15 protein-coding genes are annotated in these 14718 nt (G+C 42.2%); 13 read left to right on the top strand and 2 right to left on the bottom strand.

Annotation, left to right across the window (positions count from 1 at the left end; genetic code table 11):
- Nucleotides 1-26: 26 nt before the first annotated feature.
- From ASD24_RS03730 to ASD24_RS03710, 5 genes are read left to right on the top strand one after another with little or no spacing between them, the layout of a single operon-like run.
- Nucleotides 27-1424: a right-handed parallel beta-helix repeat-containing protein gene (locus ASD24_RS03730; protein WP_235540324.1), complete on the top strand. Its 1398-nt coding sequence runs from the start codon at nt 27-29 to the stop codon at nt 1422-1424.
- On the top strand, nt 1421-1990 hold the full coding sequence (locus ASD24_RS03725; protein ID WP_056691663.1) for a nitrous oxide reductase accessory protein NosL: 570 nt from the start codon (nt 1421-1423) through the stop codon (nt 1988-1990). The genes ASD24_RS03730 and ASD24_RS03725 overlap by 4 nt, the downstream gene beginning before the upstream one ends.
- Nucleotides 1991-2018: 28 nt before the next feature.
- Nucleotides 2019-2840, top strand: a complete 822-nt coding sequence (locus ASD24_RS03720) for an ABC transporter permease (protein WP_056691661.1) — start codon at nt 2019-2021, stop codon at nt 2838-2840.
- Nucleotides 2833-3546: a heme ABC exporter ATP-binding protein CcmA gene (gene ccmA, locus ASD24_RS03715; RefSeq protein ID WP_056691658.1), complete on the top strand. Its 714-nt coding sequence runs from the start codon at nt 2833-2835 to the stop codon at nt 3544-3546. The genes ASD24_RS03720 and ccmA overlap by 8 nt, the downstream gene beginning before the upstream one ends.
- Nucleotides 3547-3558: 12 nt before the next feature.
- On the top strand, nt 3559-4101 hold the full coding sequence (locus ASD24_RS03710; RefSeq protein ID WP_235540322.1) for a TlpA family protein disulfide reductase: 543 nt from the start codon (nt 3559-3561) through the stop codon (nt 4099-4101).
- A gap of 172 nt (nt 4102-4273) precedes the next feature.
- Here ASD24_RS03710 and ASD24_RS03705 read toward each other — a convergent pair whose 3' ends face one another.
- Nucleotides 4274-4786 (bottom strand): hypothetical protein, encoded by a 513-nt coding sequence (locus ASD24_RS03705; protein WP_056691656.1) that lies wholly within the window; start codon nt 4784-4786, stop codon nt 4274-4276.
- 176 nt (nt 4787-4962) lie between these two features.
- Between ASD24_RS03705 and ASD24_RS03700 the strand changes: the two genes are divergently transcribed.
- From ASD24_RS03700 to ASD24_RS03685, 4 genes are all read left to right on the top strand, one after another.
- Entirely contained in the window at nt 4963-5625 is a 663-nt protein-coding gene (locus ASD24_RS03700) for a hypothetical protein (protein ID WP_056691653.1), read from the top strand.
- 75 nt (nt 5626-5700) lie between these two features.
- Nucleotides 5701-6021 carry a hypothetical protein gene (locus ASD24_RS03695; RefSeq protein WP_235540320.1) on the top strand — a complete coding sequence of 107 codons (321 nt, stop codon included), beginning with the start codon at nt 5701-5703 and terminating at the stop codon, nt 6019-6021.
- Nucleotides 6022-6036: 15 nt separating this feature from the next.
- Entirely contained in the window at nt 6037-6321 is a 285-nt protein-coding gene (locus tag ASD24_RS03690) for a hypothetical protein (protein WP_056691650.1), read from the top strand.
- Between the two features lie 10 nt (nt 6322-6331).
- Nucleotides 6332-10000 (top strand): multicopper oxidase domain-containing protein, encoded by a 3669-nt coding sequence (locus ASD24_RS03685; RefSeq protein WP_056691647.1) that lies wholly within the window; start codon nt 6332-6334, stop codon nt 9998-10000.
- Between the two features lie 74 nt (nt 10001-10074).
- Here ASD24_RS03685 and ASD24_RS03680 read toward each other — a convergent pair whose 3' ends face one another.
- Nucleotides 10075-10716, bottom strand: a complete 642-nt coding sequence (locus ASD24_RS03680; RefSeq protein WP_056691643.1) for a hypothetical protein — start codon at nt 10714-10716, stop codon at nt 10075-10077.
- Nucleotides 10717-10796: 80 nt separating this feature from the next.
- Between ASD24_RS03680 and ASD24_RS03675 the strand changes: the two genes are divergently transcribed.
- The 4 genes from ASD24_RS03675 (at nt 10797) to ASD24_RS03660 (ending at nt 14703) form a co-directional block, all read left to right on the top strand.
- The gene (locus ASD24_RS03675; protein ID WP_235540318.1) at nt 10797-11213 is read left to right on the top strand and encodes a hypothetical protein; all 417 of its coding nucleotides are present in this window, start codon (nt 10797-10799) and stop codon (nt 11211-11213) included.
- Between the two features lie 358 nt (nt 11214-11571).
- On the top strand, nt 11572-12246 hold the full coding sequence (locus ASD24_RS03670; RefSeq protein WP_056691640.1) for a hypothetical protein: 675 nt from the start codon (nt 11572-11574) through the stop codon (nt 12244-12246).
- 284 nt (nt 12247-12530) lie between these two features.
- Nucleotides 12531-13982 (top strand): amino acid ABC transporter substrate-binding protein/permease, encoded by a 1452-nt coding sequence (locus ASD24_RS03665; protein ID WP_056691637.1) that lies wholly within the window; start codon nt 12531-12533, stop codon nt 13980-13982.
- Nucleotides 13975-14703 carry an amino acid ABC transporter ATP-binding protein gene (locus tag ASD24_RS03660; RefSeq protein WP_056691634.1) on the top strand — a complete coding sequence of 243 codons (729 nt, stop codon included), beginning with the start codon at nt 13975-13977 and terminating at the stop codon, nt 14701-14703. Before ASD24_RS03665 ends, ASD24_RS03660 begins: the two co-directional genes overlap by 8 nt.
- The last annotated feature ends 15 nt before the right edge of the window (nt 14704-14718 follow it).

The raw sequence follows: 14718 nt of genomic DNA, 5'->3' as shown, positions 1-14718 counted from the left end.
TGCGTAATGCTCGCATGCATCTCAATATGTCAAACAACATCAACCGCCAAGTCACCTCTTGGAGCATCCTTACTCTATGGCTGTTTGTAGCGATGCTGATTCAGCTTTTATTCATGTCAGGGAATGCGTCCGCTGCTTCAAAAGAACAGAGCTTCATTCCGCTGCAACCGATCATTAACGCGATGAATCCTGGAGAAGAGCTTACACTTAAGCCAGGTATGTACTTAGGCCCCGTGACTATAGACAAGAGCATATCCCTTCTGGGAGATTCCTCTGTGATGATCGTGGGCACAGATACAAGCTCAATTCAGTCTGCATCTACGAATTCTCCTGAATCCACGATCAACATTCGTGCAGATGGCGTAAAGTTGCAGGGTTTTACTATTTTACATCAGCATAGTACACCTACAGCAGCTATTGAGGTTGAAGCCAATCATGCAGAGATCAAGGATATACATATTCAGACACAGGGCTTCGGTATTCTTGCTCGTGACGCTAATGAGGGGATCTTCCGAGAAAACGACATTACATGGACGGGTTCCGCGACGGCTTCAAGCAGTCAGAAGGGCAACGGGATTGATCTGTATAACGCTCATCGCAACCATATTGAAGGCAATGAAATTAGGGGTATGCTGGATGGAATCTATATGGAGAATAGCCGTGAAGCTACTGTAAAAGGCAATACATTGCTACATACAAGATATGGTATCCACTGCATGTATATGGATGGTTCTTACGTCTTGGACAATGTAGGTGAGGACAACATCACCGGTGCCATGATTATGGGCGTGAAGAATACAACGGTATCAGGCAATTCATTTCGGAAGCAGAGTGAAAATGTACATTCACAAGGCATCCTGTTATACGACGTTCATCAATCTTCCATAGTGAACAATAGTGTGGAAGGCAATCGAGTCGGAATGAACATTGCGGAGTCCACAGATAACGATGTTCGTGGTAATGAGGTTCTGCGTAATTTCATCGGGTTTCAGCTTGTACTTGCAGAAGGCAACCGACTCCATCAGAACCAGTTCATATCCAATGTGATTGATGCTTCGGCTGTAGATAGCCAGGACAACGAGATGTCATCTAATTATTGGGATTCCTTCCGGGGACTTGATCTGAATGGTGATGGAGTTAGTGAGATGGCTTATGGAATTAATCCATTCTATGAGCAATTAATTAGTAGGAATTCAGCCTATCAACTTTTCTTTCAATCCCCGGGGATGGTCTTTTTGAGTGAGTTGTTTACAGAAGGCAAAGAGAATTGGTCAACAGATCAATCACCTCTGATGACGATGACAATGGAGCCACAACAGCAACCAGGTACAACGAATGACACCATACCGGTATGGGTTATCGGGGTCATTCTATTATGTATCTCAGCTTGTATTATGATTTATTCGGGAGGATTACGTAAATGAACAAACGATGGACAATGACAATACTGCTTATGTTGGGGTTGTTGGTATTAACGGCTTGCGGGTCAACCAAATATGCGGCATTGCCAATTAATGAAGACGTGGATATTTGTGCCATTTGCAAGATGCAGGTGAAGGATGATGCCTATGCAACACAGCTTACAACTAAGGATGGCAAAAACTATAAGTTTGACGACATCGGGTGCATGAACCAATGGAAAGAAGAAAATGGGACTGAGAACATCGGTATGGATTTTGTACGTGATTATAATGACAAGGAATGGATCGAATACAGCAAAGCGACGTATGTTTATGATGCTTCTCTGCGTACACCGATGGCGTATGGCATCCTTAATTTCAAGGATAAAGCATCTGCTGAAGCATTTGTTGCCGAGCAAGGCGTTGGAACCATCATGACTGCTGAAGATCTCGCATCCCATGACTGGAAACAGAGCACAGAGATGATGGATATGGGAGATCATGGACATGATCACGGACATGGGGAAGAGGGAATGGGCGAGGAAGGAATGCATGAGGAAGGCGAGAAGAAGGAAGAATCGGGTCACTAGTGATGATGAGTAATCAGGGTGATCGAATATGGTAGATATGTTACTGGTAGCCAAGCGTGAAGTGAGGATGGGATTTCGCAATCCCTGGGCGTATTCGTTTCTAATCCTCTTTTGCACATTTAGCTTAAGCTTACTACTCATTGATTCGCAGAACTTTGTTCAAGGATATTCCGGTACAACCGGCTCGATGTTAAATCTCATTCTCTATCTATTGCCATTAATGACGTTATTTCTAGGTTCTTTCTCGCTAACTTCGGAGAAGGAAGAGGGAAGCTGGCAACTGTTGTCTACTTATCCAATCGGCACAATGTCCTTTATTGTTGGAAAATACCTTGGCTTGTCAGTGGTGCTGATTACAATTGTAGCATTTGGATATGGTTTGATGGGACTCATTAGTGGAGTAATTGGTAGCGCGTTAAACGTGATAACGTATCTCTTATTTCTGGCATTCTCCTGTGGATTAGTCCTATTATTCTTAACAATTGCACTGTTCATCGGCTCAATATCCAAAAATCGTTGGCAAGCGTTAACCATTTCGGTATCCGTTTGGTTCTTTGCAGTGATCGGATGGCCTACGCTCTTGCTTGCGATCTTAGGTATTGTGCCTTTTTTATGGGTCAAACCATTGCTTGTTGTGCTAACTTTCATCAATCCAGCCGAGCTGGTACGTTTATTTGTCGTTATTAAACTTGGCGGTGGCTCGGTACTCGGACCGGAATATTACCAATGGGTGACATGGGTGCAGCAACCGAGTGGCAGTTGGATTTTCTTAACGATTTGTCTGCTGTGGATTACATGTTCTGTACTTGTGGTGTACGGGATCTGGGAAAGGGGACGTTCCCATGGATAAAGTGGAGGCTAGTATCAACGAATTAAGTAAAACGATAAAAAAGCAATCGATCGTAGAGGGGATTTCCTTTCACATCTCTTCAGGTAACGTACTCGCTTTATGTGGAGGCAATGGTGCTGGCAAGAGCACTGTACTACGTATGATAGCAGGTATCCTTCGTCCTACTTCAGGAGATATCCTTGTAAACCAGGTAGGGCAGATGAGTGACCGTAAACGGTATTCGGAACAGATCGGGTACATGCCAGATGATTATCAGTTTAATCAGAGTCTGACGGCAGAAGAGATGCTCTTGTTCTGGGCTGCATTGCGGCGAGTTTCCAAAGAGAGGGTACAGGAAGTGCTGAAGATGGTAGGTTTGGAGGACAAAAAAAATAAACGTGTCGCAACCTTCTCTAAGGGCATGCGACAGCGTGTACTATTTGCACAGGCACTGCTAGCGAAGCCACCATTGCTCGTTATGGACGAGCCAACGAATGGGTTAGACCCATTCTGGATGCATGAATTTGCACAGCTTGTCAAAGAAATTAAGCAGCAGGGTCATATGGTTGTGTTCTCCACTCATCAGTTAGACATTGCGGATGATCTCGCTGATCATATTGTTTTTATGAACAATGGGCAGAACGTTGGGAGTGGTACAACACATCAATTTCGCGAACAGTTTGGTTCGCTTCATGCTGCATTTCATCAAAGTCTAGGGATAAAGTGAAGGTGATACCTGTTGCGAAAACATAAACGTCATATCAGGCGCATGATCACCATCTTGATCGGAACGGTTGCAGTGCTGGCTGGTGTGTGGGCTGTATTTCAGGGACTCTCACCGTCCCAGACGCAACGAGTAGGGTCAATTGAGGCTGGTGCCACTGCCCCAGACTTTATGGCTCCCAATTCAGTGGGTGATCAAGTTTCTCTATCCGATTATCGAGGTAAGGTAGTTATGATTAACTTCTGGGCTTCATGGTGCACACCTTGTGTAAGAGAAATGCCTTTGCTGCATCAGACAGCAGAGATGCACCAAGAAGATGTCGAGACACTGTTTGTTAATGTTGGAGAATCCAAGGGTACGATTCAAGAATTTATGAATGAACAGCAATTTGATTTTCCGGTAATTGTTGATGTGACTGGCAAAATATCCACGATGTATCGTATCACCGGTTTACCCGCAACGATGGTGATTGATCGGGAAGGCAAGTTTAGCCACATTTTACACGGTGAGCTCACGAATGATACACCACTTGCGCAGTGGCTGGAGGATGCCAAATAACTAGTACATTAGAGACTTGAGAGTGAATAACCATACCAAAAACGCAAGCGATTATATTCAATCGCTTGCGTTTTTGGTATATCTTTGACCAGAGTTTTATTGAAATGGACCAACCACCGATCGTATTTGGGTTAACTTCCCCCCAAACTTTCATGCTGAATTTCCTCGGATGTTATTCTTCGCAATCCTCATCATATCCGTATTCATCCCCGTAATCATCTTCTACGTATTCAACCTGAGGGGCTCTTTTTCTCCGTCCCAGCCACTCAATCTTGATAATATTAGACTGAAGAAGCGTAACAACCCTACCGTTTGCCTTTTTGATATCGACGTAATCTGTGCCTACATCACATAATACGCCTCTGATTTTTTCAGTCTTCTCACCAGAACTAACTTCGATGATGATACGATTTCCTTTGTGGCGAAATAACTCAAAATTCAGGTTGTTATTAATTCCAGCTAATCGAAGCTTAATTAGTGGCTTCTGTCCAGGGATGATTTTGAAACATTTTTCACGATGGGCAACATTCTGTGAGATCGGCTGATGACAGGCACAATCGTCAGAAACTCCGTAGTTTATTTTGAGGTCACAATCTTTCTTTAGCAGTACTCTTGATGTTCTGTTTGATCTTGATTGGGTCGGGGAAACAGCCTTCTTTTTGAGTAGTACTCTCTTATGATTCATGAGATCCTCCACTTATTTCGGTATTTGATATCATGTATATGCCCATACCCCGAGGTGTGCCAGAGACATTAGCCTATTTCCGAGGAATGTAACAAAGATAGGCGTTTGACCAGTTCGATAGGTATAGTAGCCCATATACTGAGATTAAATATTCTTTTATTGGAGGTATTTGTCTCGTGATTAAAGCTAAACAGCGCATTGGAATAAGTTCACCAACAACAGCATTACCTGAAAAACAATTTATTGAATTAAAGGCGTGTATAGCCGAAGCCAATCATATTCTCCGAACCTTGGGTAATCCACCTCAACCTAACAATACAAGACAGCTGGAGCTGAAATTAGCCTCACTCCAAGACCAATATGTGGAGGTTCAAATGTCATTTCGCGGAAAGTTGAAGACGGTGGATGGATTTCTCCTACAATCAGGAAAGAATTACATTACCATTTGGAGTAGGTCAAGACTTCGATATATACAATATGATCAGCTGATTTCCATATCGACCGATGGGAATGAAGCGGCACCGACGCATGAAATTCATCCGATCTTTTGCAGCGAGGAACTCAATTGTGCGCTGTTGTATACGTTCACTGAAACCGTATCAGGAAGTGTTATGTTGCTGAATCGGTTCTATGGCATTCCGCTAAGCATAGCTCTCTTGCAACATGCAGGACAGAAGATCATCATTCAAATGACTGAGACAAAATGCATTAAAATGGGTTGCCTAGTCAATACAACCGAGGACAAAATAATAATTCAACCTCTCAGCAAGCATGAGGATCAACTTCTTGAAACCATTGCTCTAACTGACATCGAAGTTATTACGATTGCAAAGCAGTAGCATATTCTCCCTCCTTGTTACCATATATATAACTGGTTATGTTGTATCACAAAATATGTTCAAGGAGGGAATACATTGAGTTCATTGCATAATTATGGTGAAGATTATAACTCACCGGAGCTAAGGGAGAGCAATACGATTTTTGAAGAATTGCTTGGTCAAGAAATTATCGTCATTCTTGATGCTTCGCAGCTAAACATACTAGGACAGACATTTAGACCGATTTTTACAGGCAGACTTGAAATCGTTAGAGGTGGATCTATTCAATTAAATCCAGTGATTATCAAGATGCCCAATGCTCCCAACTTTCAGTTTCCGACGCCGCTATGTTTCCCCATTGAGAACATTGCCATCTTTGCACCTTTTGCAATGAATAATAGACTAACACTTTCTTAAAGGAGGTTAGGAATAATGCTTCAGCGGGAAGAGGCTCGTAATATCAACGATCTCAGACAAGAGGCGCTCATTGCGGAACTTACTTCAGCCATAGGTAGTCGTATTCTGGTTATTATTGAATCCTATCCCTTCTTTTATGTGGGGCGGATTCTTGAAGTTGAAGCAGATACGATTTCGATCCAGGTAGAGATCTGTAATGTACCCGAATTTGATAACACGTCACTTCGTACACATATTGATAATATTCAGGTTTATTTCGTAGAGACACCGGAGAACCCGATCCCCGAAATACGAGTTTAAGAGGTGAAATGTGAAAAGAAAATTTCATGTTGTAGCTATTTCGGTTCGTATTGTCGTAAATGACTTTGGAGATCACGACCCTGAAGGGAAAATGTATGTATTGAAAGAGAATGAGGATAAGGTTCGTAGGCTTATTGCTAAGAATCCTTTTACTACGGTTGATCTGGTACAGCCTTTAATCATTCGTGCCAATGCAGGAGACGATATTGAGATTTTGTTTGAAAATAAACTGCATTATCCTTCATCTATTCATATACAGGATGTTGAATATGACGTTACTACATCAGATGGCGCGGCAGTGGGCTTTAATCCTAATACAACGGTTCAACCAGGGGATTGCATAACGTATAGGTGGCATACAACCCTGGAAGGAATTTGTTATTTCACGGATTTTGGAAACACGCTCTCTAGTGAACTCGGTACACAAGTTCATGGGCTATTCGGAGCGCTGATTGTGGAGCCCCAAGGTTCCACATGGACTGATCCTAAGACAGGAAAGCCACTACTTTCTGGTGTGTACGCTGACATACATAATCCTTTCCTGCCTTCATTTCGTGAATATGCCTGGGTATTTCACGATGAAATGGAGATTAAAGACCTGACAGGTGATACACCTTTTAGTCCACATACGTTTCAACCCGAAGCAACGCATGCCATCAACTACCGATCTGAACCGATGAGGAATCGACATCGTCTCATATTAGAAGGCGTTGTATCTCCGGAAACGGAAGGTGAAGAAGTACATCATGACTCATGGATGTTTGGTGATCCCGCAATGCCTATTCTAAGAGCCTACGTAGGAGACCCTGTGAAGATAAGGGTTATTCACGGCGGAGTTAAGGAAACACATGTATTTCATTATCATGTGCATCAATGGCTATTTGAGACGACGGATCTAGACTCCGAAATTAAGGATTCACAAGCCATCTCTCCACAGGCTTCCTATACAGTCTCACCTCTCTATGGAGCAGGGAGCATGCAAGGTGCTTTTGGAGATATTATTGTTCATTGTCACCTATATCCGCACTTTGAAGAAGGCATGTGGGGAATGCAGCGAATTTTTAATACTTTGCAGGATGGAACGCAGAAATATCCTAACGGTAAACCAATTGATGCTCTGATTCCCCTTCCGGGTCAGCCTGTTCCTCCGAAGCCGACCAAACAAAAGCCAGGCTTCCCTAATTTTATACCTGGTATTATTGGCAAAAAAGCTCCTAGACCACCACTCGGCATTATTGGTGGGCGTGAATCAACTCCGCTGGAAATAAACCAATTTGCACCGAATGCTGTTCCTGGTGCGGTATTTGTAAACCCGTGTGACCCTTTAATCAATCCAATCCGAGAATTTCACATCGTAGCGATACAGCTTCCAATTGTCTATAACAATCAAGGGTGGCATGATCCTCAGGGCAGAATGTTTGTTTTGGCTGAGGATGAAGAAGCTGTGTGCTCTGGACGTAAAGCACCTGAACCGCTAACAATTCGAGCCAATGGCGGAGATTGTGTCAGACTTAAATTTACGAATAAGTTCCCTGAAGTTATAGGGGGCAATGCTTTTCAATTGGTCAACCGTACGTATGAGGCAGGACTTCATGTTCACTTTGTGAAATTCGATCCGCTTGTATCGGATGGAGCCAACGTCGGCTGGAATTATGATTCAGGTATACTTCCTGGGCAGACGATTGAATATCAATGGTTTGCCGATGCTGAACTAAAAGCTACTTTTTTTCATGATCATCTGTTTGCCAACCAACACCAACAACATGGGGTTTTTGCCGGAATTAATATACAACCGAGAGGCTCCAAATACTTATCTTCACATACTGGGGAAGAGATTAGATCGGGAACACAGGCGACAATAACGAATCCATTTATTCCTGATTTTAGAGAGTTCACTTTGCTTGTCCACGACTTTGCACTCTTGTTTGATTCGGATGGTAATCCATTAAACCAACCGCCTTTTCCAAGCTCCCATGACGATCCAGGGGGGATGGGAATTAACTATAGAAATGAACCGCTACAATTTCGCTTGAATGAACCTCATATGGATCCAGCCTATGTGTTTAGTTCATGGGTACACGGAGATCCGGTGACACCTCTACTGCAAACCTACAACGGTGACCCTGTGCGAATTCGGCTTCTTCAGGGTGCGCAGGAGGAATCCCACTCCTTTAATCTGCATGGGCAGCGTTGGAGGCGGGAAAGGGGAGACCTTGAATCAGATCTGGTCGATCAGCAGCACATCGGATTATCCGAGTCGTTCACACTGGAATTTGCTGTTGAAGGATCAGGAGATTTCGATCTGTTGTACCATTATGGCTCAATCGATGATCTTTGGATAGGGAATTGGGGGATTATGCGTTCTTATGAGAAGCTTGTACCCCACTTAATTCCCTTACCTGATCGAAAAGCACCTAAACCTAGAACAGAACCATTGCCTGTTCCTTCAGGGGAAAGGCCACCCAGAGCAATAGAGCGTAATTTGCCTGGCCCTAAGGGCGCGCCTATTCGAAGTTATGATATTGTCGCTATACAGACACCTGTGATCTATAATCACTTTGGTGATCAGGATCCGTACAGCATTATTTTTGCTTTGAAAGAAAATGTTAAGGATATACTCACTAAAAAAATGAATCCAGAGCCCTTGATTATAAGAGGCAATGTAGGTGAAATCGTTGAAGTTCGACTATCAAATCAGCTGCATCATTTGAAATTTCCTCCAGATGATCAATTCTACCCTGGATTACCTGTTAACTTTAAACATAGACCCTCCAAACGAATATCGTTACATGCACAACTGCTTGAATATGATGTTCTAAGTTCAGATGGAGCTACGGTTGGATTCAATCCGGATCAGACCATCGCACCTGGAGAACACATTACGTATCACTGGTATATTGATCAGCAGATTGGCAGCGTGGGACTTACCGATATGGCAGACATTCGTAACCATCGACATCATGGAGCATTTGGACTTTTGGTCACAGAACCTCAAGGCTCCGTCTACCTTGACCCTGTTACAAGAAAACCTACAAGCACAGGAAGTCAGGTCATTATAAGCAGTGGAGGTTTAAGTCTTAGAGAATATTGCGTGATTATGCATGACGGAGTTCGATTATATAATCAGGATGGTATGCTCATTATAGACCCTGAACCTGTCATAACGATAAATCAAGAGGTAGAAGAAGAAGAGACAGAGGATTTTGAGGATCAAGGATCGCGAGGTTTCAATTACCGTGCAGAACGTTTCAAAAATAGACTTGCGGTAAATCCGGATGTTTCCCTTATCTTCAGCTCTAAAGTTCATGGTGATCCTTCAACACCTGTATTTCTTGCGTATGCAGGCGACCCTGTTGTGATCCGAATGATGTTTATTTCTGATCGTGCTAGAGCTCATACCTTTGTGCTGCACGGTCACCAGTGGCTACGAAGTGATGATGACCTGAACTCATTGAGTGTATCCTTTCAAGGCCAGATAAGCGTGGGACATACAGACGACTTCTTGCTCTTATATGGTGCAGGTGGCTCACTTAGCATTCCTGGAGATTACTTGTATCGTTCAGGAAATATAAGATGGGACATTGAACTCGGCTTATGGGGGATTTTAAGAGTATTTGATCAACAGACTCCAGAGCTCGCGCCTTTGAATGTTAAACTTCCCAAACAGAATAAGAAGTGAAAAATAGAAAAGACACCTTCTCATAACATGATGAGGTGTCTTCCCCTTCGCATGATCTTATTATCATATCTATTTCAGATAAAACGTTGCTTTTCAATCCATAAAATATCAGTCCACGGTACTGAACGTTGGTGGTTTTTCTCTTTCAATAGGATTTCCTGAGCGTTGATATCTAACAATCTGCTTCGGATTCGAGCGGTACTTGTTTCGACGATTAATTTGTCGTTCTTTAGAGACTTGATATGACCAGCTAAAGTTTGCTCGAAAAATTGCTGTTTCAGAAAATCTTTTTGGCTTACGGTTTTACCGAATTTCAGAAGTATTTTTTGTTTAAGATCTTCATCATAAACAACCTGCTGATGTTGTTGGTGTGGAACATTCACTTGGTCATAAGGTTGTTCGGCGGTAACAATTGAGCGAAAGGGGATCCAATATTTGGTTAGGAGAGTAGTCAAGTTGACAAAATCTCGACCTACGGCCTCTGTTTTGGCCATCATTTCAGTGAACTGATTGCGACTATGAACCTTAAGTTTCACAGTTTGATTTTTGTGAGATTTGAAAAAGTTAGATAACATAATCTCTTTACGACGGAGAGGATTGATTTCACCAATGATTTGAACATTTTGATGATGAATGTATTCCTGAAGTATTCTCAATTCATGAGCAGGAAGCGGACTTGCAGGTGAGCTGAACTTGCTTGAGCCTGGATCCAGCATGAGTGTTCACCTCCATATGTATGATATACACCATCTTATGAGAAGCGCTCGTACCTTATTCAGTTGATAGGGGGAAAGTGATGGATATCGTCTTATTTATCATAACGAATGTAATGTTATGTGTAGGTATTTTTGCAGGATATATGCATTTGAGAAAGTTGAGGAACTTGATTGGCTATCATTTGGGCATGAATATTTCTATGACTGTTAGTACGGTAAGTGCTATCGCTTTTGGCGGATTATGGGGATTACAATTCCCTTACTATGCAACCTGGGTTACGATCATTGTCACCATCTTCGCCATGCTTGTGGGCATGATCTTTGGGGCGCTTGTGGATTATCAAACGATTGTTACCGGCGTATCCGGCGGAATTATGGCTGGTCTTATGTCTCCTATGATTGTAATGCATAGTCAGCATCCAGTACCTATCCTTATATTCTGTATATTTTTGTTTTTCTTCGCCATATTCATGCTATGTACTTCGGTCAAAGTATAAGAGTTGTGTAACTCCTCTGATTCAATTAAATTTGCCGTGTTTATGATATATATAACATTGCTTCGTTATGTGTATGATATGCCACTACGTTCATAAAAAAATAAAGAGTCTCTATTAAGAGTTATGTCATCTAACGATTCTGTTAAGCCGTTGATTAGAACAAAATCAACGGCTTATTATATGAGAGTCTGTTGGATATTAAGTGTCACACAGCGGAGTTTAATTGATCCTGTTTGGTAATAATCTCCTGTATTAGCTGCTTTGGTCATATGCTACAATTCTCAGATATGCCAATTATTATCCACGGTAAAGGTATATGAATACGAATAGAAATGGCAGATGAAGGATGAATAAAGCAATGATTAAACGGTATTTGATATTTATCGCCATACTGGTAATCGTGTTCTTTTATTATGAGCACCGATTAAACGAAGCCAAAGCAAACGAAGATATCCTAATGGAGCTATACCAATCCAAAAATAATAGTGGTTACATCACACTTCTAAAAGAAGGCCCCTCCTTCAAGCCAATGGCACAAACGCTGGAAGAACTTAGTCAGGTGACAAATCAGGAAGCACCAGCAAAGGTTCAGAAGCTGCTTGAACAAGCAAAGGTGCAGGCGAAGGATGCGACTCAATATCTAACGACACTTATTGAGTTCAGTGATGATTACATATCTACATCAAAACCTCGGTATATGAGCGATTACTCTGTTATGACGTCAGCGAAACAGGAGGAGGTGTATCAACTCGCCTACGGCAGTGGTCTATATGGATTAATGTATGGAATCAGTCATCATTATTGGAAGGATAAACCGAAATTAATTCCTCAGGCTACCCAAACCGCACTTGCATCGATCGCCAAAGAACTGCGTGCATTGGATAAGACACTTTCTTCATACAAGGAAGGTGTAGATCATCAATTACAATGGGGGGATGAGAGAAGTATGGAGCAGCTTAAATCCATCATTCTAAATGAAGTAAAGCCTCATTTTGAAAAGATCGAGGAGCTCAAAGATGAAATCAAGCTTTAACCTACGCTGAACCATTCTAATCGTAAGCCTTATTGTTCCCTGTATATGAAGCCTTCATATAGGTCAGATTAACTTTACTTGAACCATTTGGTCAGCCATGATGTAGAAATGCAGTTGTTAACATACGATCAGCTTTAGAAAACAATAAATACTTAAAATTTTATTTTCTCAATATAAAATAATATGTATAATGGGCAATATGTCTGACAAAAAAAGTGTAACACTGACACCAACTCCAATGAATACTAAAGATGATTCGGAGGAGACCGAGAAGAGGAGGACATATGAAAACAACGAAGGTCTCATTTTTTGTACTTACCCTGGTTTTGCTCCTAGTGACAGGGTTATCTGGATGGGCAGGGGGAGCATCCGCAACAGAAGCGAATTCAGGCAAAACTTATGTCATCGGTACAGACATTACATTTGCCCCATTTGAATTCCAGGATGCGAATGGTAATTTTGTAGGTATTGATATGGATCTAATGGCCGCCATTGCCAAGGATCAGAATTTCAAGTACGAGATCAAGGCTCTCGGATTTAACGCAGCCGTTCAAGCGCTTGAGTCGAATCAAGTTGATGGCGTCATCGCAGGGATGAGCATTACGGACGAAAGAAAGAAAGTATTTGATTTTTCGGAAGCTTATTATCCATCAGGTGTCGTTATGGGAATTAGCGCGAATAACGATACAGTGAAAAGTTATGAAGATCTCCGAGGACAAAAGGTTGCTGTAAAAACGGGAACGGCTGGATATAACTTTGCTGAATCCATCGCCTCCGAGTATGGATTTACCATCGTACCTTTTGAGGACTCTGCACAGATGTATCTGGACGTAATAACAGGTAATTCTATCGCATGTTTCGAGGATCAGCCTGTTCTTGCTTATGGGGTTAAACAAAATAATGGATTGAAAATTGTAACCAAGAAAGAAGAAGGAGACTCTTACGGATTTGCGGTAAGTAAGGGGAAGAATCAAGAATTGCTTCAGATGTTTGATGCAGGACTCGTGAACATTAAAGCAAGTGGTGAGTATGATCAAATTCTGGAGAAATATGTTGGTGACAATGCTCCAACTGCTGGAGAAACAAGCCGGTGGGAGAATGTTCAGAATTCACTGCCAGCTCTGTTTAAAGGGTTAGGTAATACATTGCTGTACACAATTGTATCTCTGTTCTTTGCCTTTATCATTGGTCTGATCTTTGGATTTATGAAGGTAGGACAGAATAAGATCCTTCGTGGAATTGCGACCGTTTTTGTTGACGTGTTCCGTGGTATTCCATTGATTGTTCTGGCTTTCTTTATTTACTTCGGGATTCCGCAAGCATTCGGCTTTACGATGCCACTGTTCCTCGCAGCCATCCTAACACTTAGTTTGAACGCAGGAGCTTACGTAACCGAAATTATTCGGGGCGGGATTCAATCAATTGATCCAGGACAGCTGGAAGCAGCTCGTTCATTAGGCCTGCCTTATCGTAAGGCAATGATGAAGATTGTTATTCCACAAGCAATTCGAGTGATGATTCCTTCATTTATCAACCAGATGGTAATCACATTGAAAGATACGTCGATCTTGTCTGTTATCGGTCTTGTTGAATTGACTCAGTCGGGCAAGATTGTTATCGCTAGAACGTTTACCTCTTTTGATATCTGGTTAACGGTTGCGGTTATGTATCTGATTGTTATTATCACATTGACCAAAGTTGCTGACTATCTGGAGGTGAGGGTTCGCCGTGGGTAAAATTAGAGTTGAAGGATTGAAGAAAAGCTTCGGAACGAATCATGTTCTGAAAGGAATTGATATGTCCGTCAATGAGGGTGAAGTGGTATGCGTCATTGGCCCCTCTGGATCAGGTAAAAGTACGTTTTTGCGTTGCATTAACCAGCTAGAAGAAATAACTGAGGGTCGAGTGATTGTGGATGATCAGGATCTCAATGATTCCAAAACAAACATTAATAAGGCGCGTGAAAATATCGGTATGGTATTTCAGCACTTTAACTTGTTCCCTCACTTTAATGTACTGAAAAACATTTCATTTGCACCAAAAGAACTTGGTTTGTTAAATGAAGCTCAGGCACGCGAAACTGCTCTTAAATTATTAGACCGTGTAGGTTTATCTGATAAAGCGAACAGCTTCCCGAGCCAGCTATCTGGAGGTCAGAAGCAACGTGTGGCAATTGCTCGTGCGCTTGCTATGACGCCAGATGTGATGTTGTTCGATGAACCAACTTCGGCGCTTGACCCTGAGATGGTTGGTGAGGTACTTGGTGTAATGAAGGATCTCGCTCGTGAAGGTATGACGATGATGATCGTTACGCATGAGATGGGATTCGCACGTGAAGTAGCCGATCGGGTGATCTTCATGGATGGTGGTTACATCGTAGAAGAAGGAAGCCCTGAAGAAGTGTTTGGGAATCCTAAGAATGAACGTACAATTAGCTTCTTGGAAAAAGTGCTCTAATAGAGGTTGTTCAAA

It is taken from the genome of Paenibacillus sp. Root52 (assembly GCF_001426865.1).
GTDB lineage: Bacteria > Bacillota > Bacilli > Paenibacillales > Paenibacillaceae > Paenibacillus.
This window is presented reverse-complemented; position numbering and strand designations above follow the sequence as displayed.

Bases quoted from the DNA above. Each gene is read 5' to 3' on its own strand.
- ASD24_RS03730 (WP_235540324.1), top strand. From the start codon at position 27: ATGTCAAACAACATCAACCGCCAAGTCACCTCTTGGAGCATCCTTACT.
- ASD24_RS03725 (WP_056691663.1), top strand. From the start codon at position 1,421: ATGAACAAACGATGGACAATGACAATACTGCTTATGTTGGGGTTGTTG.
- ASD24_RS03720 (WP_056691661.1), top strand. From the start codon at position 2,019: ATGGTAGATATGTTACTGGTAGCCAAGCGTGAAGTGAGGATGGGATTT.
- ccmA (WP_056691658.1), top strand. From the start codon at position 2,833: ATGGATAAAGTGGAGGCTAGTATCAACGAATTAAGTAAAACGATAAAA.
- ASD24_RS03705 (WP_056691656.1), bottom strand. From the start codon at position 4,786: ATGAATCATAAGAGAGTACTACTCAAAAAGAAGGCTGTTTCCCCGACC.
- ASD24_RS03690 (WP_056691650.1), top strand. From the start codon at position 6,037: ATGCTTCAGCGGGAAGAGGCTCGTAATATCAACGATCTCAGACAAGAG.
- ASD24_RS03680 (WP_056691643.1), bottom strand. From the start codon at position 10,716: ATGCTGGATCCAGGCTCAAGCAAGTTCAGCTCACCTGCAAGTCCGCTT.
- ASD24_RS03675 (WP_235540318.1), top strand. From the start codon at position 10,797: ATGGATATCGTCTTATTTATCATAACGAATGTAATGTTATGTGTAGGT.
- ASD24_RS03670 (WP_056691640.1), top strand. From the start codon at position 11,572: ATGATTAAACGGTATTTGATATTTATCGCCATACTGGTAATCGTGTTC.
- ASD24_RS03665 (WP_056691637.1), top strand. From the start codon at position 12,531: ATGAAAACAACGAAGGTCTCATTTTTTGTACTTACCCTGGTTTTGCTC.